A 24,633-nucleotide genomic window follows, 5' to 3' on the forward strand; every position below is an offset into this window, starting at 1 on the left:
CTGCATGCAGCACGCTACGTCTATACAGGCAAGCCTATGGCTATTTATTATTCTTACCTAGTTTCAGCTCAATGACGAACGCTATTATCAAGCCGATTCCCCCGAACAAAAGAACCGAAGCCCCATAAGCCGTACCCGCTACCTCATGCCTGTACCAACCATCATCATAATAAGAATTTGTCGCCATACACATATTAATAATAAAGCCTACCAACAAACCTAATCCGATTCCCACCAAAAGGCACCCGGCCTTTAAGCTACTGAACGAGAAGTTTCGCATGTAGTGAGGCAGTCCCAATTTACCATCGAAAGCAGAGGCATCCAGTTTATCACCGATCTTCTCGATAATCGCCAAACGTTCCCTCTTGCGAACAAACAACTCAAATAATCCGTAAATACCTGCACAAACGATTCCGACAACTAGCGGAACAGAAATAAAATCCATCATAACTGTATAATTTTAATTGATTCATTCATATTGTTTGCTAATTTGACGCAACAGTTTCCCATAGGTTACACCTCCGGGCTGAAAAATATTTTTTATTTTTGTTACCGCAAGTTGTAACCTATTTACCCGGCTTGCGTCCATTAAGTACAATGGAATTGTATACCGATACATATTACATACAAAGGATACAAGCGGGGGACGTGGCATGTTTCGCTTGCCTTTTGGACAAGTATAGCCGTCCGATTAACTCGTTGATCCTCAAAGTGGTACAAAACCAAGAGGAGGCTGAGGAGTTGGCGCAAGATACGTTTATGAAGGTATTCAAAAACCTCGCCTCATTCAAAGGGGATTGCAGTTTCTCCACATGGATTTACCGGATCGCTTACAACACGGCGATCTCGTCGGTCCGGAAGAAGAGATATGAGTTTCTAGCGATTGAGGAGACTACACTTGAAAACGTATCGGAGGAGGAAATTACGAACCTGTTCGGACAAACCGAATCCACGGAACAGGTTCAAAGATTGGAAGTCGCCCTTGAACAACTTCTACCGGACGAACGGGCTTGATCTTGCTCTTTTATTGGAAAGAAAAAACAATAGAAGAACTGGTCTCTATCACCGGCTTGACCGCCTCGAATATTAAAGTCAAGCTACATCGCATCCGAAAAAAATTGTTTGTATTATTAAATGGAATGGATCATGAGTAAGATAAACACAAATAAGGAACAACCCGATTTATTGGGGGATTTATTCAAACGCATACCGGAGGAGGAGCTTCCCGCCTCGTTCCGTTCGAACGTAATGCGACAAATCATGCTTGAGTCCGCAAAGGCGAAGAAACGTGACGAACGGTTCAGCCTGTTAGCGGCGATCGTGGCCTCGCTTATCATGATTTCCCTCGCGATCGTATCTTTCGTATATATGGAGATACCCAAGATAGCCATCCCCACGATAAGCACATCGGCCTTGGCTTTCTATTTATACATAGGGGCCATCACGCTCATACTTCTATTGGCGGATTATAAATTGAGGAATCTATTTCACAAGAAAGGATAAGCACGAAGCGAGCCCCGTCTGTATACGAAGAGTCGATAAACAAGGCGCCGTCCAGCCGCTCGGCGATCAGGAGACAGATAGAGAGCCCCAAACCCACGCCGGGCTTGTAATCGTCCAGCTTCTCAAAGCGGTTGAATATGGTAGCCTGTTTTTCAAGGGGGATTCCGGCGCCCGTATCCGTAACGGCTATACGTACCTTCTTCCGGTCCGGCTCAAGTTGAAACGATAGATTAATCTCGCCTTTCTCCGTAAATTTAGCGGCGTTTGTCAACAGGTTTGTCAACAGTTGTTGCAGGCGCAGATTATCTACATGTACCACGATTGGTTCCCCGGCGGGAGAAAAAGTCAATTTAACCCCATCCGGTATCCGGTGGCGTACACTCTCCAAAGCCATTTGGCAACATACTAAAAGCAGATGATCCTTGATGTCAAAATGAAGGTCTCCGGTCTCCATCCGGAATAAGTCCAATACGTCGTTTACCAGATTCAACATCAGATCCGTGTTGTTCCGGATGATAGACGAATATTCCTTCCGCTCCTCCTCATCGGTAGAAGGTTCCACCAATAAACCGGAGAACCCCACGATAGCATTTAACGGAGTCCGGACCTCGTGGCTCATATTCGCCAGGAAAGCGCTTTTCATCAAGCTAGCCTCTTCCGCACGGGTCTTTTCCTTTATCAACTGTCTTTGAGATTCCAAAAGCAACTCTTTCTCCCGCTGCAACTGGTTCTTCAAGGATCGTAGATGACGGTAGTACAAAAACAGGACATAGAGAAGGATCAACAGCACGACCGATATGGATAGGATAAAGATCAGCAGATCCTGTTTCCGGGCGATGCGTTGCCCGGCCTCCTTCAATTCCGTTTCTTTCAACTCCTTTTCATGCAGCTCATGCAAGGTACGCAATTGGTTTACCTGCCGGAGAAAAGAAGTTCCCCGCCTTTTCGTCAGCGTACTATAAAGTTCGTCATATAGAGCCATGACCTCCCCAAGTAGTCCCTGTTCCTTCAAGATATCCGCCTTGAACTGGATATCCTCGGGCAGCCGCTCGGTCTCCAGCACTTCATTTATACAATGAAGCGCCAGCGGAATGTCTCCTGCCGCCTTATGATAACGGGCCTTAACCGCCAGGTAGGTATTGATCGCATAATCTCCCTCAACCCAATTACTATCCGCATAAGAAGAGGCTTGATCCAACGAACGCTTGGCATTCTCCAAGTCTCCTTGCGAAAGATAAAAACTCGTGTAAAAAGAATAAAGTAACCAATATTCTCTTTTAATAGACAAAAGATCGTTTTTCTCTTGGTAGATCTTATACTGCTCATCGAGCAAAGCCTTATATTGCCCTAAGATCCGTTCCGTCGACGCGTATTGCTTCGTCCGTACGCTACTCTCCAATTGATAAGAAGTTAACCGGACCTTAGTATCCATGATATCCGGCACATCCTTTATATCCTTCAATAAATCAAGGCTTTCCTGAAAAGAGACGACAGCGTCGCTATCCCTCCGGATTCGTTGGTAAATCAATCCTAATGTCTCCGAGCAACGGAGCAAGCCATATCTATGATCCAAGTTGCTCGCCAACCGATACAGATCCATAGCTTCGCTCATCGCCAGCTCATAATTCCCAAGCCAAAGGAGATCTTGGCAGGAAAGGCTCTTCACGTCAAACAACACATTCGGGTATTCATGCCGGGCCTTGGCTATGGAGTCTACGAGAGAACAATAATATTCCAAACTATCACGTACAGACTGATCGTAATAATATTCGGCTAAGTTCTTCAATCCCAAGTATGCGACAGATATAGAATCCACCGCCATCGCATTTTCATAAAGACGTTCATTATAAACCTTCATCTCGGATTGCTGCTGGTACAGGAATGCCAACCTCCGCAATAAGGGCAAGGTAGACGCTATTGTCGGGCAGTCCGGCAATAACCTCTCCAAGCTGTCGATCTCCGTTAAACGATCCTTGGCGGGAGGAGGTGTGGAAGATTTCATCGAACCGCAAGATACGCCTAGGAAGATCACGATGACCATCCCCATACGTATGGATATCCAGTTATTGAGTCGATTCTTCTGTCTCATATGGGGGTCTCAATTAAATTCGTTGGATGTATAAAGACAAACCGGGCTCCATCCTTATAAGAGATGTCCACCGATAAAGAGCCATTAAGCTGCTCCGAGATGATCTGGCAAACAGATAGTCCTAGGCCGGTACCTTGAATAAAGTCGTCCAGTTTCTCAAAACGCTCGAATATCTTTTCGCACTTATCCTCCGGGATCCCGCAGCCCGTATCCGTAACGGAGAAACGGACCTCCTCCTTGCCCTCATCCACGGTAAACGAGAGATTGATCTCTCCCTCAGAGGTGAATTTAGCGGCATTCGACAACAAGTTAGTCAGCAACTGCTGTAAACGCAAGGCATCCGTATTCAAGGTATAAGATTCAAGCGAGGGAGTAAACGTCAATCGGACCCCGGGCTTCACCCGATGGCGAATCGAATCCAACGCCCTCTGGCAACAGGCGACCAGATCGTTTGGCTTCACGCTGAACTTGATCTTGCCGGATTCCAAACGGGATAAATCCAGGACATCGTTCACCAGATTCAATAGCAACTCGGAACTATGGTTCACCTCCCCGGCAAACCGGATCTTCTCCTCCTCGCTATACTCGCTACTCGCCAATAATTCCGAGAACCCGACAATGGCGTTCAACGGCGTACGCACCTCATGGCTGATATTGGCGATAAATGCGCTTTTCTTCTTGTTCGCCGCCTCCGCCTCTTTCGTCACGACCCTCAGTTGCTTCTCCGAAGCGATCAAGGAGTCTTTCTCCTGAAGCAACTCATTTCTCAACCGCTTAGTATGCATATAAATACGCCACAACATATAGAGTAGGCCCATCAAGACCAATAGAAGACCGATAGATACGACAATCTGCTTCTGCTTCAAAGCTTCTTGCTCCGATTTCAGCTTCAACTCCCGATCTTGCTTTTCCATGTCATTCAAGTCATTCAATACACGGAGTTGCTCGATTTGCCGGTCGAAGGCATCCATGTTGATCGTCTCCGTCTTATTGATGATCTCCTCATAGATAGTGACCGCCTCTTGCAATTGGCCGGACGATTGCAATATCGCTTTCTTCATCTCCAACTTATCCAGATCACGATTGATCTTTAAAGCCAGATTGACGGCGGACAACGCATGCCTATAATCTTTCTCCTTCCAATAATAAAATGATTTTGTCCGCAGATATTGAGCCTCCACCCTATCCCCAAAAGAACTATCCAAATAAGCGGTCGCCTGATCCAAATACGCCTGTGCCTTTCCCGAATTCCCTTTCATGGTATACAGCTCGCAATAATAGCAACTCATCAAGCAACGATGACGTTTTACCGGAAAAATCTTTCCCTCCCCATTATACTTCCTTTCCAAGGAATCCAATAAATGATCATACTGTTTCAAGAGCGCCCCCGACTCGGACAAACGTCCTAATAGCAGGGTAATAACGACTCAAGCCAGCCATCGCATCGTATACGATCCCGATGGAATCCAAAGGCATCGCGATATCGATTATCTCTTTCAACGCTGGTACCTCCTCCGGCAATTGCCAGTACAAGCCGATTAATTCTTTAAGAAGGGGTATCTTATCCTGAGGTTTTTGGATACGTGATAAAGATTGGCGTATGCTATCCGCACGAAATTTACTCACGGCATTCTGCGCACTTGTGCCCACCGCAAACAAAATCCACACTATTCCTATAAAAGTATTGACGCTGGACTTTCTTAAAAATCCTCTACTCATTGATTTATCGCTTACAATTCGCAAACTTACAAAATAAATATCAATAAAAATCAACAGTTTTCCGTAATTACAGCCAACACGACCCAAATGAATGTTTTTACCCCTCAAAACTCTTGTCAATCAGAAAAAAAGCATTACCTTTGCCCCGATTTTTGAGAGATGACAACATAAAGTCTAACTTACTAATTAAAACAAACTTAGTATTAACAATTAAAGAATGGAAAATTTAAAAAACATCCAGCCAGTTGAAGATTTCAACTGGGACGCTTTCGAGCAAGGCGAGACTTACACCGAAGTAAGCAAGGACGATCTTGTAAAAACGTATGACGAGACCCTGAACACGGTAAAAGACAAAGAAGTGGTTATGGGTACCGTTACTTCTATGAACAAACGTGAGGTTGTTGTAAACATCGGTTTCAAATCTGACGGTGTTGTTCCTATGTCCGAGTTCCGTTATAACCCGGATTTAAAGATTGGTGACGAGGTAGAGGTTTACATCGAGAGCCAAGAAGACAAAAAAGGACAATTGATCCTTTCACACAAGAAAGCACGCGCTACACGTTCTTGGGATCGTGTTAACGAGGCTCTTGAAAAAGACGAAATTATCAAAGGTTACATCAAATGTCGTACGAAGGGCGGTATGATCGTTGACGTATTCGGTATCGAAGCGTTCTTGCCGGGTTCTCAGATCGATGTGAAGCCGATCCGCGACTACGATGTATTTGTAGGTAAGACTATGGAATTCAAGATTGTTAAGATCAATCAAGAATTCAAGAATGTTGTTGTATCTCACAAGGCTCTTATCGAGGCTGAGTTGGAACAACAGAAGAAAGATATCATCTCCAAATTGGAGAAAGGACAGGTATTGGAAGGAACTGTCAAGAACATCACTTCTTACGGTGTATTCATCGACTTGGGTGGCGTAGACGGTTTGATCCACATCACAGACCTTTCTTGGGGACGTGTTTCTCATCCGGAAGAAATCGTTCAGCTTGATCAGAAGATCAATGTTGTTATCTTGGACTTCGACGACGAGAAGAAACGTATCGCTCTTGGCTTGAAGCAATTGACTCCGCACCCATGGGATGCTTTGGATACGAACTTGAAGGTTGGTGACAAGGTTAAGGGTAAAGTTGTCGTTATGGCTGACTACGGTGCGTTCATCGAGATCGCTCCGGGCGTAGAAGGTTTGATCCACGTTTCAGAGATGTCTTGGACACAGCACTTGCGTTCCGCTCAAGACTTCATGAAGGTTGGCGACGAGATCGAAGCCGTAATCTTGACTTTGGACCGTGACGAGCGTAAGATGTCTCTTGGTATCAAGCAATTGAAGGCTGATCCTTGGGAAAACATCGAGGAGCGCTTCCCGGTAGGTTCTCGTCATGCGGCTAAGGTTCGTAACTTCACTAACTTCGGTGTATTCGTAGAAATCGAGGAAGGTGTTGACGGCTTGATCCACATCTCTGACTTGTCTTGGACGAAGAAGATCAAACATCCGTCTGAATTCACTCAGATCGGCGCTGAGATCGAGGTTCAAGTATTGGAAATCGATAAGGAAAACCGTCGCTTAAGCTTAGGCCACAAGCAATTGGAAGAGAATCCTTGGGATGTATTCGAGACAATCTTCACGGTTGGTTCTATCCACGAAGGTACAATCATCGAAGTATTGGATAAGGGTGCCGTTATCTCTTTGCCTTACGGCGTAGAAGGTTTCGCTACTCCGAAGCATCTTGTAAAAGAAGATGGTTCTCAAGCTCAAGTAGATGAGAAACTTTCATTCAAGGTAATCGAGTTCAACAAGGAAGCTAAACGTATCATCCTTTCTCACAGCCGCATCTTTGAAGATGAGCAAAAAGGCGCTAAGGCAACTTCTGAAAAGAAGGCATCCTCAAAACGTGGCGGTAAAAAAGAAGAGGAATCTGGAATGGTAACCGGTCCGGTTGAAAAGACTACATTAGGTGACATCGAGGAATTGGCAGCTTTGAAAGAAAAACTTTCTGGTAAGTAATTGATCCTTCTTTGAGATATAATAAAAGGAGATATCTGATTCAGGTATCTCCTTTTTCTATGTTATTCCTACTGCGGCTTATTTAAGAAAAGCATTCTTCCGTGACACGTGTCTCACATGGCTCGGAAATACCCAACAAATCATTGATCTCCTTTCTTTTCTCTAAATCCGTAAAATAAGCCTCTACAACTTTATAAATATCAAAACCTCCCGTAGAACCGGCTGCCAAGTTTAGTGACTCGACTAATTTGCCTGTAGCTTTATGAATCTCTGCTTGTTTCAGCAAATGAAATTCATTCCCGTGAATTAATTGATTCTTTCCCATGATGTTCCAATTTTAGGTTATACAATATATTACAAAGGATTTCTATTCCTGTCCTAAAGATACAAATATCTTATATATGACCTAATACTTTTATCTATTTTTAAATCGGTTCATCTATTTTATCAGTCGAAAGGGAAAGTATGTCTCTACATTCCATTAATTTTGCCAGAAAACTAAAATGAAAAAGTTAGTAATATTCGATCTTGACGGAACATTATTAAATACGATCGCCGATTTAGCCCATAGCACGAACCATGCGTTGCGGCAAAACGGTTTTCCGACGCACGACGTAAAGGAGTATAACTTCTTCGTAGGAAACGGCATCAACAAATTATTCGAACGCGCGTTACCCGAAGGTGAAAAGACGGCAGAGAATATACTAAAGGTAAGGGAAGAGTTCTTGAAGCATTACGATCTGCATAACACGGATCGCAGCGTTCCATACCCCGGTGTCCCTGAGTTATTAGCCTTGTTGCAGGAAAGAGGGATAAAACTGGCGGTCGCTTCTAATAAATATCAAGCCGCTACCCGTAAGCTCATCGCCCATTTCTTTCCTTCCATACAATTTACGGAGGTTCTCGGACAGCGTGAAGGAGTAAAGGCGAAGCCAGATCCCAGTATTGTCAATGAGATCGTAGAACGAGCGAGCATATCCAAAGAGAACACTCTTTATGTCGGTGACTCGGACGTAGACATGCAAACCGCCATCAACAGCGAAGTGACCTCCTGTGGGGTAACATGGGGCTTTCGCCCTCGTACGGAATTAGAGAAATACGCACCCGATCATATAGCGGAAAAGGCAGAAGATATACTCAAGTTTATCTAAAAGACGATCTAAGCCTGTCGTGCGAGGCAATCCTTCCCGTTCTTGTCTCGCACGCTTGTCCTTAACCTTAATTACTAATATTTCCTAACACATATTCCATCCAGCTCGCACAGCCCTTAGAATACAAGTTATCCCTAACATCACCTCAACCGTACTTGCAAAAAAGTATTAGACCTACAAACAAAAACATCCAATAGCGGTTATTTTTCAAGGTATCATTTAAGCCAAACTTTAAAAAACGCCAAAACGAGACCTATATTTCTGTAATATTATACCAAACAACCACTAGATAAATATAGTAAAAGACGAAGTTATAATTTTACATAAGAAACATAGACAAAAAGAATGTCGGGAAATATTAAAAAAATAGTTGAGCCGAATAGTGGTATTGATTATTCTTTGGAGAAGGACTTCAAGATCTTTACACTTTCCAAAGAACTCCCTATTACCACTTACCCTTCTTATATAAGATTAGGGATTGTCATCTATTGTGTAAAAGGAAACGCTAAAATTGATATCTATTCTAACAAGCACATTATAACCCCCAAAGAGCTCATCATCATCTTGCCGGGGCAATTGGTCGCATTAACGGACGTTAGCGTAGATTTCCAAATCAGATATTTCACGATCACGGAATCCTTTTATTCTGATATATTAAGCGGTATCAGTCGTTTCTCGCCACATTTCTTTTTCTATATGAGGCAACATTACTATTTCAAGATGGAAGACGTGGAAACTCTTTCCTTTGTAGACTTCTTTGAATTACTTATAAGAAAAGCCGTCGATCCGGAAAACCAGTATCGAAGAGAGTCGGTTATACTCTTACTTCGCATATTATTCCTTGATATATATAACCATTATAAAGTCAATTCTTTAGACAGTACGGCAACGATAGATGTACACAAGAAAGAACTGACCCACAAATTCTTTCAATTGGTCATGAGTAATTACAAAGTGAACAGAAGCGTGACGTTCTACGCGAACTCTCTATGCATCACCCCTAAATACTTGACCATGGTTGTTAAGGAGGTAAGCGGCAAATCCGCCAAAGATTGGATTACGGAATATATGATCCTAGAATTAAAAGGATTACTCACCAACTCCACCTTGAATATCCAAGAGATTGTTGAGAAGACGCAGTTCTCGAACCAATCCTCGTTGGGACGCTTCTTTCGGAGGCACACGGGCTTATCGCCTTTGCAATACAGGAAAAAATATTTAACAACAGAGCAAAGAACAAACTTCTCAAAAAATAATACGATATGAATAAAAGTCAGCTAATCGAGGAATTATCGAAAAGAGTCGGTAATGACAAAGAAGAAATCCGGTACATATTGGAAGAACTGAATAACATCATCTTAGAGAAAACGAGAGCCGGAGAAAAGGTATGTATACAGGGTTTCGGTGTTTATACTCCCCGCTTACAGACAAGCAGGTTGGCTAGAAACCCGAAAAGCGGAGAGACTTTAATGTTGATCCCTAGAACCATTGTCCATTTTAAGTGCGCACCAAATTTGCTGAAAGAGATCAATAAATAAAAAATAAAGGGTCGGCTCCACCGGGAACCGACCTTTTCGTCATCCCATTAATGACATACCAAAGACAACATTCTATAATCTACATCAATATCTGTCGAGCATATTTCACGCAAGTGCCTACCTCTTTCACGGAGTCAGACCAAGGCTTGATATCATATTCCAGTTCTATATCGCAATAGATAGGCCATTTCTCTTGTTTGATCAACAAGAGCACGTCTTCCAACGGCATCTCCCCTTGTCCCCATACTTGATTCGTATTCGGCTGGTCCCCTGTCGTAGGCCCCGTCTTATCTTTCAAGTGGATACTATAGATCCGATCATGATATTTCTTGATCATCTCATTCGGATGGATACCTGTAGAGCCAAAGAAGTGGCCCGCATCAAAATTCAACATAATAGAAGGAGAGATCGCTAAGATCGGATCGCAACTAAAGCCTTCTTCGGCATATTGCATATGATTATGGAAAGCCATATACATCCCATGCTTCTCGGCAAATGGAGCGACTCTTTTCGCCGTCTCCAAATTAATCTCGTCCGTCACGGCTTTAGCGCCCATGGCCTTGGCCACCTTGAAGGCATAATCGACCTCTTCGTCCGATCCCATGCCGGAAGGTTGCATTTTCACGATATGCACAGATATCCCAGCGTCGCTCAACAACTTACGGGCACCTTCCACCTTCGATAGATCCAGCCCGAGACGCCACGCTTTCACCTCTTCCTTATATTTATCGATCTCAGCCTGCTGCTCCGGAGTAAACTTCGGGGGACCCATCCGACGAGGAGCCGCAGGTTTCTCACCCGGTTTCGCCGCAGGTTGAGAAGCTTGCCGACGGAAGAATTTCATCATCGGATTCTCCGGAGCTCCTAAATAAGCTTCCAGATCACCTCCCATCAACTCAATGGAACTGATATTCGCTTCTTGGCAATACTTGATGATATTCTCCAATCCACCCGGCATGGAACGCCAACTATAAGTGATCGTGCCGATTTGCACGCCACCGAACTTCGAGTTAACCTTGCCTGCCTCCGCCGCCGTATCAACCGGAGCGGGAGCCGCCACACTCTTCCCCGTACAAGAGAAAGCACTCGGAAGGAAAGACGCGGCCGCCAAAGCAGCGACCGATCTTCCTAGAAACTCACGTCTGGACTGACCATTGTTCACATCTTTATTCATAACCATTCAATTTATAAATTAATCTTAACCCTTAGAAGAAAGTCCCTTACAGGCTCCAACCTTTACGATACTCATAGTGGAAATAATCGTTCGCTTCCGGACAATTCGTGATTCTCATATTCTCTGCGTCATATTCCAACGTAAGATCCAACCGTTGCGCGGCGACAGCGATATTCGTCAGCAACATAATCTCCGTCAATTTAGCGGATACCTCAAAATCATTAGCGGCTTTGCGACCTTCCTTTATCGCCTCGATAAAGTCCACATAAATATTACTCGGTCGCTTTAATGTCTTCTCCGGAGCTACGAATCCCGGTCTTTCCGGTATCAGTTGCGGCTCCGCTCCATGGGTACCATGCATGATCAAGCCTTTATCGCCTATATAAAGCGCTTCCCTTAACTGGCGGTTCGGTTCCAACTCCGCCGGACGAGCCGGTTTTATACCCCCATCACTCCAAGTTACCTTTACCGGAGGCATATTCCCACGAGCCGGGAACTCATACGTCACGCATTCCGATTGTGGCAGATAGTCCTTATTGTAAGGGGTGGAAGTAGCTTGTATTTTCGTGGGCATACCCAAATTAAGCGCCCAAATCGGAGCGTCGAAGGTATGGGCTCCCATATCCCCCATAGCGCCTGTACCGTAATCCCATAACCCACGCCAAGCGAAATGAAGCATCTCCGGATTATAAGGTTTATCAGGAGCCGGTCCCAACCACACGTCATAGTTAAGATTAGACGGTATATCCACTCCCGCCGGACGATCAAAATAACCTTGGCGCCACATCGGACGGTTTGTCCACAAATGAACTTCCTTTACGTCTCCGATCACGCCACCTTGGATCCATTCAACCGTCTGCATAGTCCCTTCAATATTATGCCCTTGGTTACCCATCTGGGTAACAACACCGGTTTGCTTTGCCAGATCCCTCAAAAAGCGAGTCTCATAAATCGTCTTAGCCATCGGCTTCTCTACAAATACATGCTTACCAGCTTTCATCGCATAAGCGGCAATAACCGCATGGGTGTGGTCCGGAGTACCGATCAATACCGCATCGATCTCTTTCTCCTTGTCGATCATTTCCCGGAAATCGGTATACTTCTTCGCTTTCGGGTATCCCGCTAAGATATGTCCGGAGTAATCGTGGTCTACATCACATAGCGCATAAATATTCGCATGCTTAAACGATTGTTTCTCCGCATCTCCCATTTGCACAGGATTATCCGACGCTCTTCGTTCCCGTCTGGGTGGCTGGATGCCCGCATAAGGTTGCATCAGCATACCGCCTCCACCAAAAGGTCTCCTTTTAATTGGTACATCCGGAGTAGCGATATTCTGTATATCGCCACCACCTTGGCTACCCACACCGATACCGGCCAAATTGACCATATCGCTAGGTGCCGTATAGCCCGGTCCACCCAAAACGGAACGAGGTACGATTGTAAACGCCGCCGCTGCAGCTACTGTACCTAAGAACTCCCTACGTGTGAAGTTCACCGAATTCTTGTCAGACATAGTGTTACTCATAGTATTAAATTTAAAGTCGAAAAAAAAATATATATAGTAAAACACAACTTCGCTTCCTCGTGCGAAACAACGAGAGCGAATATAGGGAGGAGCAGTAAACCATGAGTTAACGAACGCTAAACAAGGCATTAACCTAGGGCTAATTTAAGGCAAATTTCATATCCTCACAAAGCATAATTCACGCAATAACAGCGACATAAATAAATCAAGAAATATTTATAAAAATCTTCGATAAGTCAGAGGCATAGCACCTGCCTCTCTATTCGAAAGGATCGCTATCAGTGGGGCGCATACATTTGCCACTGTAATGGCAGAGGAGTGCCACACGGATGGCACAGGCATGCCATAACGGTGGCACGGTCTTGCCACAACGATGGCACAGGTGTGACAATAGCAATGGCACAGTCCTGCCAATGAGCAGGCACACTATAATACTTACTGGGGAGATTGCTGACTCATCAGCGGAGACGGTACGACCTGCTCAAAAGAAGAGGGGAAAGCCTCGCCATACATCTCTTGGTATAAAGCGCAAAAGCGGTCGTACACATAACGGGCCAATTTAAAGTTGTTCTGGTAAATCAAGGCTTTGATCTTATAGAGCAAAGCCTCCTCGTTGCAAGGATCGTTCAGAAGGATCTGGTCTGCTATCTGGATCACCCGATCCGCCTCATCCTCGATCGAGTAAGTGTCGATAAAGCGAGACAAGACATCCACCGTACTATTACAGATATAACTTTTAAAATCATCCATCCAATCAAACGATTCCCCTTTGAACACTTCTCCTTTGCTGATAATATCATAGAAATATTCAAAGTCCGGCTGAGTCCGTACCCGTTTATCTTTCAGCCAATCCAAACAAGCCAAATAATCGCAATAGACATCTTCCGAAAGCTGGAGAATATATCGATTCGCGTTAAATAGAACCTCGACCGTATCGATACGTTCCAATATCTTCCGGAGTTTCAATATAGATACGCTTCGAAGGCTCTTCGTACTTTTCGAGGGGTTGTCATTCCCCCAAATCATCCGTGTCAAGTCCTTGCTCGATATCCCGAAACCTCCACGGGAAGAGTGAAGCATAATCAAGATAAACAGCTGTTTTAATTTTGGGGTAAATAGAGAGGTTATATCATTTCCATCCCGGTCCAACACATAGAACTCTCCAAACAATCGGATATAATTGCGCAGAACCGGAACCTCCTCAATCTCCTCCGGCATCTCTCGCGAAGAACGATCCGGCTCCTCGATTCCTTCCTCGATTCCCTCCTCCGCGACCGTTCCCGCATCAGCCTCATCCTGCCTTGGCTTTTCTTTCACCTTCCGATAGCCTAGATAAGCTATCGAGACCAGAGCCATCAAAATCAACCCAATTCCAAGGATATCCAACCAAGTAATCGCATTCGATATATGTAAATCTAATAACTGGTTGCTCAATCCCAATATCTCCTTATCGCTCAACACACGAGACCAAATACAAAGATTATCCAGCACACCCACGAAGTTCGAGGACTGGCTGAAATTCACGAAACCGACATATAAGCTATCACTACCCAGATAAGCCGGACGATCAAAAGAGATCGCGTCCAGTTTTCCATTCACGAATATAGCCTGCTCCCCATTCCTTTTATTATACCGCCATACGACATTGTACCATTTGCCCGGCTCGATCTCCGTGTTACCAACCAGATCGTTGTTAAAGAATCCCATATACGGTTTCCGGTTCCGTATCAACAGATGCAACGCTTGTTGATAAGTACTGTTCTTAGCTCCCAGAATACAATAATCCTCCTTCTCCGGCAGGTACTTAGGTATTTTCAACCAAACGCCGACAGTGAAATCATGATCCCGCATATGAAGTTCCGAAGCGGTCGGTAAATCCACACGGGCCTGATTCTCCAAGGAAGCGACCTGTCCCCGTATAGGGTCCTGAATAAACTCGACATTCCTAGATACCGTGAGATTATGATTGGACGAACCATCTTTCTCATCGCCCTCAAACGGTAAATAAATCTCTATATCCTCGTCAATCCGCAAAGGTCTAGCCTTAAAATCGCTAGCGAAAGCCTTCCTTTGGGTACCGGAGACATAAACCGTAGCCGGCTCTATCCTATAGCCCGGAGAGATCGGGGAAAGCATCAACTCGGCCCCGGGCTCTAGCGGAAAGCAATATTTACCCGTCGTATAATTAGACATCCCATCCCAATTCACGTAGTTAAGCAGCTCATTGTTATTCGTAACCGCACCGTAGATGATATCGAAATTCCGAAAAGTAACCAACGAGACATCCAACCACGCGTAATACTTATCTACCAAGATAAAATTGGGAACCCTTCCATCCCGGATCCACGCTCTTTTAAACGATTCAATTAAATAGGGCGTCTGCCGGGCTAAAGCCGAGATATCATTGCTATTCCCCCGGGAAGTCTCCAAGAACTTATATCCGGTAAATAAAGACAAATTCTTTTTCAGCCGCTCATCAAAACTCTCAACCCCTTCCGGTTGGTTGCCCCAATCAGCGTCCGTATGCTCCACGAAATCCCTCATATTATGCAACCATGAAGGACTGTTCAAATGTTTCTGAACCTCGAAAACGACCAGTCGCTTTCCGGAACTCAACATATCCTTCAGGGATGGCCATCCGTTTTTCGTATCATACTCAAGTACATACTCCATCAAGCCTATTTCCTTAAAAGAGGATTCCAGCTCCGTCTCTACATAGAAATCAAGGAAAAGCGTCATAACCTTAGTGGAGTCCGCATCCAAGGCCGTCTTAATGGCTTCCAATGACTCACTAAAAGGGGTAAACGTACCATCAGGTTTCCTTAGTAACAATACATTTGTCTCCGTATCCCGCTTCAAATAGAAATAAAAGCCTTCGATCTGCTTCCGCAACAACTCGTCCAAAGAAAGTTTTTCCGGGGAATTGGAGGATAGACAAGAATAATTAGATAGGATGTAGACGCTCTCGTTATATAAAAGACCGGCCTCCACATCCTCTTGACGTTGAGAAACCAGACGTTGTGCCGAAAGTAATTCCGGCATAGTGATTATAAGGCTAACAATTAAACATATATAACGAAACCACGCTATCATCGTATACAATATCTTAATTATAAGATCATCCAAAAATAAAGCTTTAATATGACATGACAATGTTTTTAGATTATTATCTTCGCATCAAAAATAAAGCGAAGTCATATGGACATACTAGAAATAACGCGAAAGCAAGATCCTCTCTATCCTACCTTTGAGCAAATATATACGGCAAGTTTCCCTCTATTTGAGCAACGAACAGAAGAACAACAAGAACAGGCCTTCCAATCTCCCAACTATCATCTAGTGGTTTATCTGAAAGATAACCTCTTTATCGGCTTTATCTCATACTGGGATTTTAGCACCTATGTATATATCGAACATTTCGCCATTCATGAGAACTTTAGGGGACAAGGATACGGCGGTTTATTGCTGGAGGATTTTAATAAACGCCTGAATAAGATCATCTTATTAGAGATCGATCCTATTACGGATGAAATTTCCTCCAAGCGATTAAAGTTCTATAAAAAATGCGGCTTCTTCGAAAACCGTTACAACCATTTCCATCCCCCTTACAGAAACAACTATCGAGGGCATGCGTTAATCATCCTGACAACAGAGAGGCAAATCACTGAGGATGAGTATATTCAATTCGGTTTCGACTTGCGGAATATTGTCATGGCAAATTAAGAAATAAATATAAAAGCCCCGATCGTTTCTTCGATCAAGGCTTTATTAAATCACCAAAAGCCGAAAATAATGAACTAAGGAGGACAACACCCTTCCTTTCGTAAATTTTCGCATACATCCCGAATAACCGCATATGGCTTTTTATCATAGCCACTGTCAAAAAATTTTTCCATGGCTTCGACTGTGTCCAGATAAAGCCATGCCCCTTTCTTCAAGCAAATCAATCTTACAAAACGAGCCTCTATTAGTTTCTCCAACTTCATATAGGCTAAAGTATCATAAAAATATTTCACCAAACGTCTCGCCTCGTCATACTCAAAGGCTTTCGGCAAATTATTTTTCATATCACTCTCCCATTGTTCCAACCGATATACCCCCCGCTTTATATCTTTCAATTTACGTAAAGCCAATTTCATGTCCTCCTTCGCATATTGCGAGATAAAGAACAGATACATATCCGAGGTATTTTTAGTGGTAGCCTGTCTTAAAGCATAAAGAGACAAAAGCACACTTAATACACTAACTACCAAAGCTGTTATATTCCATATATCTTCCATGATTTATCATTTAAAAAGTTTATAAGCCTTTATTCCCCAATCCGTACACCTCCAATGATCACCCACACAATCGAATATACAAACCCCACCTGTCGGAACCTTAATATCATGAGTCGCACAGAAATCCTCATAATTCCCCAGAATATAGGGGGAGAAACGCATCACTCCATTGGAAGATACTAGCAGCCAAGTCTCACCATCAGGTATACTAGCCGCCAAATCCAGCCAACCGCTTATCAGTTTCTCTACATCTACGTTCCATCCTAACGGTACCACGGCCTTCTCATTCCATTGGGCGATCACGGAAAGTCCCCTCTCCACGATCCGATCTTCTGTTAGGTCTTTCCGCTCCATTCCCTCCTTTTCTAAATAGAGAGATCCCAAACGTTTTATTACATGATCTTCTACCATATTCTCATCCGGCCCATAATCAATCTCTTTAAGACGTAAGTCTTGAATGATAGGCAAATCCACATTCATTTCCTCCAAGATATAGTTAGCGGTCTCCAATGTACGTTTTAAGGGGGCCGAAATCACCTTGTCAATCACAATCCCCTTTTCACGTAAATAACGTCCCGCAGATCTAGCTCGTTCCTCCTCTACCAGAGGCAAATCAGTTCTAGCTCCAACCCGAGTCGGAGTCTCTCCCGCACGAAACGTATTACCATGCCGTACGATCACAAGTTTTCTACATTTTTCCATGGTTGTATTAATTTAAAGTCATCTACTATTTTTTGATATTCAGGTAACAAATCTATCAAGCAATCCCAACGTTTTTTTACTTGCTCCTCCGGGAAAAAACGATTCCTCCGAGCCAATCTTTTGATAACCATTTCTGGTGTCGCATCGATGCACACCATATGAATCCGATATCCAAGACTCTTTATCTTCTTATACAAATCCACATGTTCTCTCAATGCATTACTATGTTCAAATAAAATAGGCCACCCATTCCTCAATCCCAACAAAAGAAGACGGTAACCTAAAAAACGAGCAGGAAGTTCCCAACGTAAGAACGCATTCTCCCTATCTAGCGAGTAATCCGCTTGATACCCGGATAATGCCTCCATGATAGCGTCGAAAGCGATATGCAAACAAGGTCCATTCTCTGATAGCCATTTCTCCGCCCAATACGATTTACCGGATGCGGGTATACCACATATATTCAAGAATAAGGGTGATTCCGATGCCCGTATATCCACCTTTTGGCTGTCTACCCAACAGGCAAATTCCATCCATACCGGACCAGCCTCACAGCCAGGAGGTAGAACTTCCTCCAAAGTATGGTAAGGAAATAAAATAGAATCTACGATTCCATCTAAGTCACGAAAGATCGAACTCTCCATATTTCTCAAGTATTTCCTCAACCCGTTTGACATCTTCCGGGGAATCAACCCCGCTTGTTGTCTCACGTCCCCGATAATCAACGTCTACGACCCTCATTTTGATGCCATTCTCTAAGAAACGCATCTGTTCCAATCCTTCTATATAAGAGCGTTCATACACAGACGGAGGTAATGAGAAATAAGACTCGAAGGCTCGACCGCTATACGCATATAAACCCACATGCCGCCTGACAGGGCTTTTAGGCAAAAGATCCCTAGCCTGATCCTCCTTACGGATAGCGGGTATGGTTTGTTTCGAGAAAGCTAAGGCATATCCCAGCCGATCCACCAATACCGTCGTGCCGGAATAAGGGGTTTCCTTTTTCATCGCCAGTAATTGATCGTATTCGCTCCATCCCAACAAGACCGAGGCGGTAAGGACATCCGCCTTCTCCTTTCTCCATGTATCGATCAGATCTTGCAATATCCAAGGAGGACACGTGGGATTATCGCCTTGCAGATTTATTATCAGTCCGGGATTGGTGTCCTGTTTCCTTACCGCCTCATAGCAACGTTCCGTACCACTTTTACAATTCGTGGAAGTCATCATCACCGGAATCTCCCGGGATTCGCAAAACAAGACGATGCGCTCATCATCCGTAGCTACCAAATAAGAACAAGACTCATTTTTGCGACATACAAAATCCGCTATATCCGAGACCCGTTTTATCATCTCTATACCTTTAATCTTAACCAAAGGCTTACCCGGCAACCGGCTTGAACCATATCGAGCCGGTATTACAATCAGTACTTTTTCCATAATCACTTCATTTAATAGATTAACATTCTAAACCGTTTAATTTTATAATATGTAATACAATCAGAGTATTGAGGGTCCTTTGTATGATCATCCGCCGCACGGCAAACCACGTGCATATCCTCACCTACGATACATAACGAAGGATAATTTCTTGAATATAATTCATTCCCTTGGCAAGCGATCATCCCAGCCATACACCAGTCCACACAATTCTTCGAGAATAATAATTGTAAACGATGCCTCTCATTATTCGGGAGTCCATACCGGGAAGTCTCAGGTAATGAGCTTATCGTCCGCATAGAATCGAAAGATTGATTGGATGCCATCCAATACAACCGGGATATCTCATCATACACTATAAAGAATTTCAAATGGCCACCGGGAAAGGGCAAGAAAAGCAAGGTCTGTCCGGAAGGAGTCTCTTGAAAGCCGGTTACCATCTGGCCGTTCTTATCTTCCCTCACTTTTAATAAACAAGCGTATCCAATCCCTCCGGTATGCGCACGAAGAAACATATGGAACGTTTTCCCTTCCGGATCATACCAAATATGATGTTTATCCTTTATTTGAACCACTTGAGCCTCCAGCCATCCAGTGGGCGCATTAAAACGACCGGGAGCCAATTCTAGCGGCTTATTGGTCAATGACTCGTAAAAAGGAATGCCAACCCCTTCCGGGAAATGTACTTTATCCCTGAAAACAAAAGGATCGGAACGTCGCCAAGAAGACGCATCCAGTAAATCATCGTGAATATAGCAAGATAGCAAGGTAGGGCTCAAACCCGCCACATTCCAGCCTTCTATCTCCGAGTTATAAAAACGCTGTTCCATCGCCAAGTAAACCCGCTCGTTAGCGAAAAGAACATTACAGGCAGAAGAATGCCATTTCTCACCTTGGGAGAGAAACGAGGGAACGCTCCACGTATTCCCATCATCTTCCGAGCATATAATACATAAATCGCCTGCGTTTCCTATGATATATATCTTTTCCCCTATACAAAAAGGGCGGGCATGCCAAAAATTAAAATCCGAGATAAAACACCAACTAGCGCCTTGGTCGTCCGATACAAAAATCTTACCGATACCGAACCGTCTTGTCCTTTCCGTATACAGCTGCGAAGAAGCATAGATTTCTTTTACCCCCTTGCCGCCCAAGTCGAAAGTCACGACCAAGCGTCCCGTCGAAGTCACGGTGATTCCGGGAGTATAACAATAAATGTCTTCCGGACTAATTGATTTATAGATCAATGTTTCTTGAGTAGATATAAGCATAGCACGAGATTTAAGAGTACAAAAAAAGGTCACGACATTTCTTCACAGAAGTTCTCGTGACCTGAGCTTTTAATTTATTACTTTAGTATTAATACTCCCGCATGTTCTACCATCGCGGTGTACTTGAAGAATCTATCTCCACACGGGAATTTCAGAATTATAAATATCTTCTTAAAGGAAGAGATGGGGGAATCCCCATCTCTTGACCTATCTATTTGTTTAATTATTTAACAACCACTTTAACAGCTTCCTCACCATCAACAGCTACAGCTACGATACCGGCAGGTACGGTAATTGTTGCGTTATCAGATGTAAGAACCGTCTCAGCGACTACCTTACCTAAGATGTTAGAAATAACTACTGATTTACCAGCGGCGCCTTGGATAGTTACAGTACCATTACCAGCTACTACAGATACACCTTCAACATTGTTGATGTTATCATTAGATGTAACCATATCTTCTTCATCCTTCTGAGCGACATTAAAGATTAATGCGCCATCACCATTGGTCTTTGCGGAAGAGAACTGTGAATTGATATCTGTCAGTACCAAACAACCATTATGCATTTTCAACCATGCGGCAGCATATGTCGGAGCGATAGCACGATCAGCGTCACCATTTACGGTTCTATAATTTTGATCTTTCTCGCCATAAACATTAGACTCGAACAAGAATGCGTTCTCTGCACCTTCTTCTGTTACGGCACCAGCCTTATCCGGGTTAATATAACGGAATGACCAAGTTACATTCTTATGTTTGTCACCAACCAAGTCTACGATGAAGTTTTCCAGCTTAGCTTTCTTATAGTTAGCGATGATTGTCGCCGTATCTAACTTAGCCGGTTCTACATTCTCGAAACCATTTGTCAATACGAACAAGCTGTCACCAGCATGGATAGCCTTAACAAAACCTACACGGGTATAGCTGCTATTAGCACTAGAATTCGTTGTGAACATATAAGGATTAACCTTAGCCTCTCTATCGATGAACGCTTGGGCAGAGTCTGAGAAGTTAACCAAGTATTTGCCATAAGCGAAGCCAGCACGACCATGTTGAGCATGAACACACTTAGAAGGATCTGTTGTAATGTTACCGTTAGCGTCAACGTGAGGACCAGCCTCTGTACAAGGAACTGTCTCAACACCCTCTTGGTCGTCACGAGCCACGGAGATCAAATATTGAGGTTTGATATTTCCAAGACCACGATTCAACCAAGCCGTATCAATACGGAACGCTAATTTACCCTCAGCCTTATCCTTATTCCAGATACCAGCGTAATCAACAGTTTCCGTAGTCAAGTTCGGGTTCCACTCATCCATTAAGTACTCATTACGAACGCTCTCAACGAATGTCAAGCTATCAGGACCGTCATTTACATTCTCACCTAGAGCGGCGTTGTTGAAGCGACGATACAAAGGAGAATCATCCATTGCTACGGCAAAAGCAGATGTACGAATCTCTTGATTGCTATAGAATTTATCATCCAAAGAGCCACGAGTCAAATCCAACGTATTGTCGTCAACAGAGACCTTCACTGAAGCGTAATTTCTAGAGGCATATTGAGCAGCTCCTACTTTCTTCAACGCAATCTTACCATTAACATTCTGATAAGTATAGTAGTCTACCTTACTATTATCATCTACCAATCGTTGGCCGTCTTTATCATACATCGCTACAGCAACAATATCAGAAGAACCCGGATAAGCCAAATAAGAGGTTCCGCCAACAGTCACATAAGTAGCAGATCCTCCCTCCGGAGTATATTGCTCCTCGATAGTCATTGCATCTGCGACAGCCATACCCTTACACCATTCTGGATACCATGCCTGTGCTTGCGCCTGTGTCATAGATGTATTAAGCAAATTAGCCTCAACCAAAGTATAATATTCTTTTCCTTCGATATCATTATTCTCTTTCAAGAAATAATCAGTAGGATAAGTCTTCATCATATACTTCTTCGTTGTCCCGTCATAAGTCAAATAACGGCCTTTTCCGTCCGTGATACGGTAAACATTTCTTACCAAACCATCGCCATAACCATACTTATCGTCTTTAACAACCACTTGTAAGCGGAAACTTGCTTTAGCTCCAGTCTCATCTACACGTACAATAGAATCCTTCCCTGACGGAACATTAAGATATTTATCTAATGCCAATCCATGCAAATAGTTAAACAGATAAGTTTGAACCTTAGCTTCATTTTCTGATACATACTTATATCCCAGTTTAGCATCCTTTACAAGATCCTCGTCAACTTTAATAAAGCTAACCGTATCCTTTTGGTTTCCATTAAAATAGAATACCTCATTAGCACTACCCTCTACTGCGAATAATTGCATATCAGAAGGAATTTGATAAGAAGTCTTATAGCTATCATCAGAGAACTCACGGTTCGTAATTGAGATCGGCGCAATAGAAGATGTACCTTTCTTCTCTACTACCCATTGAGCAGCCGGCATATGCTTGAACTCTTGGTTACGAGCTTGAGCAGCCCAACCGAAATAACCAGCCAAATTAGCGAATACATAAGAACCTACCTTTTCTGTATTGTAAGAACCACCAGCCTTATACTGGATCAAGTATACACCAGAAGGAATCGTAGTTAATGTAAGGCTACTATAGTCAGCAGAAGTCTTAACCGTAATATTCTGTGAAGCAAAGGTAGGAGTACCACCATCCGTCTCATTCGTATTCAGTGTCAACACATTCGTACCGTCCAATTTAGCCATGTAGATGTACTTGTCAGATCTTGTCGTTACAGTTTTTCCTTGATTAGACCAATAAGAATTATTATTATTGTCTTTGATATCCTTCGCAAACTGCTCGTCAGTTTGACCCGATGCTTTCACTAATTTATCCGCAACTTCCGCTACTTGAACATAGAGTTTGTCTTCTTTCACATTATAAGTGAACTTGAACTTATAAGAACCAGTCAAGCGATTGTCTGCGTTTAATACGTCATAGGTATATTTCAACAACTGACCGCTAGTCTCAGTTCCTTCATAATAAGCCGTATCGACAACTACATACAATTGTTTGTCATCCGCCTTTTTGTCCTTAGCTTTCAATTGAACATAACCACTACCAGCACTAACCGCTTGAAGTCCTGTCGCTGTCAAATGATTCGCCTTGCCTTTTGACACTTCAGGGTCCATATTCAACGCAAAATAATTGTCTTTAGAATCAACAGACCACATCAATGTATTTAAATCATCTGCACTTATTGGAATAGGAGTGCTTATTACATCTTCTGTAACAGCCAAAGCAGCAGACAAGTCCGCAATCTTACCTTTGTTCAGGGCACCCGTATTATCAAAGAAAACGATTGAGTCCGATTTGAAGTAAGAATACATGTGGTTACTAGCATCGAATGCCCATTCAGAAACCGTACCACTGCCTAATGTCACATCACCAGAAAGACCGTTGGTCGCGGTTTTCGCCAAAGTAGGATCAACAGCCAATGTCATTCCTGTCACCTTATTTACGAAGGTGTAGACAACAGCTCCAGAAGTAGTCTTTGTTGAAACTTTCCAAGTACCGGCAACAACTTCATTCAAATCGCTAGTGTTAAGTGAGCCGTACACAAGTTTGCCATAATCAGCAGAAGTCTTATCTGTCTCAGCGGACAAATAACTACTTCCGCTCTTCAGCAAATAAGATTTGCCATTCTCCATCGCAGCATTGACAGAGAACGCAGATGCCAGCATTACACCGGCAAGAAGCGTAGAAATCTTTTTGTTCATAATAAATAAATTAATATTAATACTAGTGTTTATTAAGATAATCAACTTGTTAGACTAATTGAAAATCGTCGTTTGCCATTAAAAACGACTAGTCTAAACGATCGTCTAAATCTTGCGTTTTTTGAGCGTCGAAACGGGAGGTTTGTTGAAGGAATCGCTTGTTTCGTGAAGGATAACCTATCCTATTGATAAGAAAGAGAATAAGCGATAAAAAAATCGTCTGGAAGGGTTGCAAGTATCGAAGAAACGCGTACCTTTGCAAATGACTAAAAGAATCGATCGTTTAAACTAGTCGTTTCTATACTAGAAAAGCATTTATTAATCATACAAACTTTACTATCATATACTAATGTACATGCGTACATTGTATATCTATATCAAAGTAACACTTTGACATTTTGTATTCTTAACTCCCGGAGAATCGACTTTTTCAGGCTCACCCGATAAATAGTGAGGATAATCTCGCAATGTACTTTTATCTA

Annotated in this window: 20 protein-coding genes and 1 pseudogene; 7 read left to right on the plus strand and 14 right to left on the minus strand. The window is 43.3% G+C overall.

Annotated elements, in window-relative coordinates:
• Window positions 1–40: 40 nt before the first annotated feature.
• A complete protein-coding gene (locus tag CI960_RS19280) occupies window positions 41–448 on the minus strand; it encodes a DUF6249 domain-containing protein (RefSeq protein WP_005861149.1) in 408 nt (135 codons plus the stop codon).
• Between the two features lie 149 nt (window positions 449–597).
• On the opposite strand from CI960_RS19280, the pseudogene CI960_RS19285 reads away from it, so the two are divergent.
• Together CI960_RS19285 and CI960_RS19290 are read left to right on the plus strand one after the other, a co-directional pair.
• Window positions 598–1,154 (plus strand): annotated as a pseudogene (locus CI960_RS19285) (RNA polymerase sigma factor).
• Window positions 1,147–1,503: a hypothetical protein gene (locus CI960_RS19290; protein ID WP_005861145.1), complete on the plus strand. Its 357-nt coding sequence runs from the start codon at window positions 1,147–1,149 to the stop codon at window positions 1,501–1,503. Before CI960_RS19285 ends, CI960_RS19290 begins: the two are co-directional and overlap by 8 nt.
• Here CI960_RS19290 and CI960_RS19295 read toward each other — a convergent pair.
• The 3 genes from CI960_RS19295 to CI960_RS19305 all read right to left on the minus strand — a co-directional run bounded on the left by CI960_RS19295 (window position 1,448) and on the right by CI960_RS19305 (window position 5,398).
• Window positions 1,448–3,592 carry a sensor histidine kinase KdpD gene (locus CI960_RS19295; protein ID WP_005861143.1) on the minus strand — a complete coding sequence of 715 codons (2,145 nt, stop codon included), beginning with the start codon at window positions 3,590–3,592 and terminating at the stop codon, window positions 1,448–1,450. The two genes, CI960_RS19290 and CI960_RS19295, sit on opposite strands and share 56 nt — an antisense overlap.
• A complete protein-coding gene (locus CI960_RS19300) occupies window positions 3,589–4,881 on the minus strand; it encodes a HAMP domain-containing sensor histidine kinase (protein WP_005861141.1) in 1,293 nt (430 codons plus the stop codon). Before CI960_RS19300 ends, CI960_RS19295 begins: the two co-directional genes overlap by 4 nt.
• A gap of 76 nt (window positions 4,882–4,957) precedes the next feature.
• Complete coding sequence (locus tag CI960_RS19305; protein ID WP_227204426.1) at window positions 4,958–5,398, minus strand: hypothetical protein; 441 nt, start codon at window positions 5,396–5,398, stop codon at window positions 4,958–4,960.
• Between the two features lie 130 nt (window positions 5,399–5,528).
• Between CI960_RS19305 and rpsA the strand changes: the two genes are divergently transcribed.
• Window positions 5,529–7,319, plus strand: a complete 1,791-nt coding sequence (rpsA, locus tag CI960_RS19310) for a 30S ribosomal protein S1 (RefSeq protein WP_005861137.1) — start codon at window positions 5,529–5,531, stop codon at window positions 7,317–7,319.
• A gap of 82 nt (window positions 7,320–7,401) precedes the next feature.
• Here the strand turns inward: rpsA and CI960_RS19315 are convergent, their stop codons facing one another.
• Entirely contained in the window at window positions 7,402–7,644 is a 243-nt protein-coding gene (locus CI960_RS19315; RefSeq protein ID WP_005861135.1) for a hypothetical protein, read from the minus strand.
• Between the two features lie 178 nt (window positions 7,645–7,822).
• Here CI960_RS19315 and CI960_RS19320 point away from each other — a divergent pair, with 178 nt between their 5' ends.
• The 3 genes from CI960_RS19320 to CI960_RS19330 all read left to right on the plus strand — a co-directional run bounded on the left by CI960_RS19320 (window position 7,823) and on the right by CI960_RS19330 (window position 10,008).
• Window positions 7,823–8,470: an HAD family hydrolase gene (locus tag CI960_RS19320; RefSeq protein WP_005861133.1), complete on the plus strand. Its 648-nt coding sequence runs from the start codon at window positions 7,823–7,825 to the stop codon at window positions 8,468–8,470.
• 345 nt (window positions 8,471–8,815) lie between these two features.
• Window positions 8,816–9,736, plus strand: coding sequence for a helix-turn-helix domain-containing protein (locus CI960_RS19325; protein ID WP_005861131.1), 921 nt, complete (start codon window positions 8,816–8,818; stop codon window positions 9,734–9,736).
• Window positions 9,733–10,008, plus strand: a complete 276-nt coding sequence (locus CI960_RS19330) for an HU family DNA-binding protein (RefSeq protein ID WP_005861129.1) — start codon at window positions 9,733–9,735, stop codon at window positions 10,006–10,008. The genes CI960_RS19325 and CI960_RS19330 overlap by 4 nt, the downstream gene beginning before the upstream one ends.
• Window positions 10,009–10,087: 79 nt before the next feature.
• Here CI960_RS19330 and CI960_RS19335 read toward each other — a convergent pair whose 3' ends face one another.
• The 3 genes from CI960_RS19335 to CI960_RS19345 all read right to left on the minus strand — a co-directional run bounded on the left by CI960_RS19335 (window position 10,088) and on the right by CI960_RS19345 (window position 15,836).
• Complete coding sequence (locus CI960_RS19335) at window positions 10,088–11,182, minus strand: sugar phosphate isomerase/epimerase (RefSeq protein ID WP_005861126.1); 1,095 nt, start codon at window positions 11,180–11,182, stop codon at window positions 10,088–10,090.
• A gap of 46 nt (window positions 11,183–11,228) precedes the next feature.
• Entirely contained in the window at window positions 11,229–12,698 is a 1,470-nt protein-coding gene (locus CI960_RS19340) for a Gfo/Idh/MocA family protein (protein ID WP_008780665.1), read from the minus strand.
• A gap of 447 nt (window positions 12,699–13,145) precedes the next feature.
• On the minus strand, window positions 13,146–15,836 hold the full coding sequence (locus CI960_RS19345; RefSeq protein WP_005861122.1) for a LamG-like jellyroll fold domain-containing protein: 2,691 nt from the start codon (window positions 15,834–15,836) through the stop codon (window positions 13,146–13,148).
• Between the two features lie 72 nt (window positions 15,837–15,908).
• On the opposite strand from CI960_RS19345, the gene CI960_RS19350 reads away from it, so the two are divergent.
• The gene (locus CI960_RS19350) at window positions 15,909–16,433 is read left to right on the plus strand and encodes a GNAT family N-acetyltransferase (RefSeq protein WP_005861120.1); all 525 of its coding nucleotides are present in this window, start codon (window positions 15,909–15,911) and stop codon (window positions 16,431–16,433) included.
• Between the two features lie 74 nt (window positions 16,434–16,507).
• On the opposite strand, the gene CI960_RS19355 is transcribed toward CI960_RS19350, so the two are convergent.
• The 6 genes from CI960_RS19355 to CI960_RS19380 form a co-directional block, all read right to left on the minus strand.
• Complete coding sequence (locus CI960_RS19355; protein WP_005861117.1) at window positions 16,508–16,990, minus strand: hypothetical protein; 483 nt, start codon at window positions 16,988–16,990, stop codon at window positions 16,508–16,510.
• Between the two features lie 6 nt (window positions 16,991–16,996).
• Window positions 16,997–17,692 carry a histidine phosphatase family protein gene (locus tag CI960_RS19360; RefSeq protein ID WP_005861115.1) on the minus strand — a complete coding sequence of 232 codons (696 nt, stop codon included), beginning with the start codon at window positions 17,690–17,692 and terminating at the stop codon, window positions 16,997–16,999.
• A complete protein-coding gene (locus tag CI960_RS19365; protein WP_005861113.1) occupies window positions 17,668–18,336 on the minus strand; it encodes an AAA family ATPase in 669 nt (222 codons plus the stop codon). Before CI960_RS19365 ends, CI960_RS19360 begins: the two co-directional genes overlap by 25 nt.
• A complete protein-coding gene (locus tag CI960_RS19370) occupies window positions 18,314–19,135 on the minus strand; it encodes a manno-octulosonate cytidylyltransferase (protein WP_005861112.1) in 822 nt (273 codons plus the stop codon). Before CI960_RS19370 ends, CI960_RS19365 begins: the two co-directional genes overlap by 23 nt.
• An 11-nt stretch (window positions 19,136–19,146) precedes the next feature.
• Complete coding sequence (locus CI960_RS19375) at window positions 19,147–20,406, minus strand: sialidase family protein (protein WP_005861110.1); 1,260 nt, start codon at window positions 20,404–20,406, stop codon at window positions 19,147–19,149.
• A gap of 223 nt (window positions 20,407–20,629) precedes the next feature.
• Window positions 20,630–24,151, minus strand: coding sequence for a DUF6383 domain-containing protein (locus tag CI960_RS19380; RefSeq protein WP_005861108.1), 3,522 nt, complete (start codon window positions 24,149–24,151; stop codon window positions 20,630–20,632).
• Window positions 24,152–24,633: the final 482 nt, after the last annotated feature.

It is taken from the genome of Parabacteroides sp. CT06 (assembly GCF_002257605.1).
Lineage (GTDB): Bacteria > Bacteroidota > Bacteroidia > Bacteroidales > Tannerellaceae > Parabacteroides > Parabacteroides distasonis.

What these genes read in the sequence shown, in the direction of transcription:
- CI960_RS19280 (WP_005861149.1), bottom strand. Translation starts at nt 448, where the DNA reads ATGATGGATTTTATTTCTGTTCCGCTAGTTGTCGGAATCGTTTGTGCA.
- CI960_RS19290 (WP_005861145.1), top strand. Translation starts at nt 1,147, where the DNA reads ATGAGTAAGATAAACACAAATAAGGAACAACCCGATTTATTGGGGGAT.
- CI960_RS19295 (WP_005861143.1), bottom strand. Translation starts at nt 3,592, where the DNA reads ATGAGACAGAAGAATCGACTCAATAACTGGATATCCATACGTATGGGG.
- CI960_RS19300 (WP_005861141.1), bottom strand. Translation starts at nt 4,881, where the DNA reads ATGAGTTGCTATTATTGCGAGCTGTATACCATGAAAGGGAATTCGGGA.
- rpsA (WP_005861137.1), top strand. Translation starts at nt 5,529, where the DNA reads ATGGAAAATTTAAAAAACATCCAGCCAGTTGAAGATTTCAACTGGGAC.
- CI960_RS19315 (WP_005861135.1), bottom strand. Translation starts at nt 7,644, where the DNA reads ATGGGAAAGAATCAATTAATTCACGGGAATGAATTTCATTTGCTGAAA.
- CI960_RS19320 (WP_005861133.1), top strand. Translation starts at nt 7,823, where the DNA reads ATGAAAAAGTTAGTAATATTCGATCTTGACGGAACATTATTAAATACG.
- CI960_RS19325 (WP_005861131.1), top strand. Translation starts at nt 8,816, where the DNA reads ATGTCGGGAAATATTAAAAAAATAGTTGAGCCGAATAGTGGTATTGAT.
- CI960_RS19330 (WP_005861129.1), top strand. Translation starts at nt 9,733, where the DNA reads ATGAATAAAAGTCAGCTAATCGAGGAATTATCGAAAAGAGTCGGTAAT.
- CI960_RS19335 (WP_005861126.1), bottom strand. Translation starts at nt 11,182, where the DNA reads ATGAATAAAGATGTGAACAATGGTCAGTCCAGACGTGAGTTTCTAGGA.
- CI960_RS19340 (WP_008780665.1), bottom strand. Translation starts at nt 12,698, where the DNA reads ATGTCTGACAAGAATTCGGTGAACTTCACACGTAGGGAGTTCTTAGGT.
- CI960_RS19350 (WP_005861120.1), top strand. Translation starts at nt 15,909, where the DNA reads ATGGACATACTAGAAATAACGCGAAAGCAAGATCCTCTCTATCCTACC.
- CI960_RS19355 (WP_005861117.1), bottom strand. Translation starts at nt 16,990, where the DNA reads ATGGAAGATATATGGAATATAACAGCTTTGGTAGTTAGTGTATTAAGT.
- CI960_RS19360 (WP_005861115.1), bottom strand. Translation starts at nt 17,692, where the DNA reads ATGGAAAAATGTAGAAAACTTGTGATCGTACGGCATGGTAATACGTTT.
- CI960_RS19365 (WP_005861113.1), bottom strand. Translation starts at nt 18,336, where the DNA reads ATGGAGAGTTCGATCTTTCGTGACTTAGATGGAATCGTAGATTCTATT.
- CI960_RS19370 (WP_005861112.1), bottom strand. Translation starts at nt 19,135, where the DNA reads ATGGAAAAAGTACTGATTGTAATACCGGCTCGATATGGTTCAAGCCGG.
- CI960_RS19375 (WP_005861110.1), bottom strand. Translation starts at nt 20,406, where the DNA reads ATGCTTATATCTACTCAAGAAACATTGATCTATAAATCAATTAGTCCG.
- CI960_RS19380 (WP_005861108.1), bottom strand. Translation starts at nt 24,151, where the DNA reads ATGAACAAAAAGATTTCTACGCTTCTTGCCGGTGTAATGCTGGCATCT.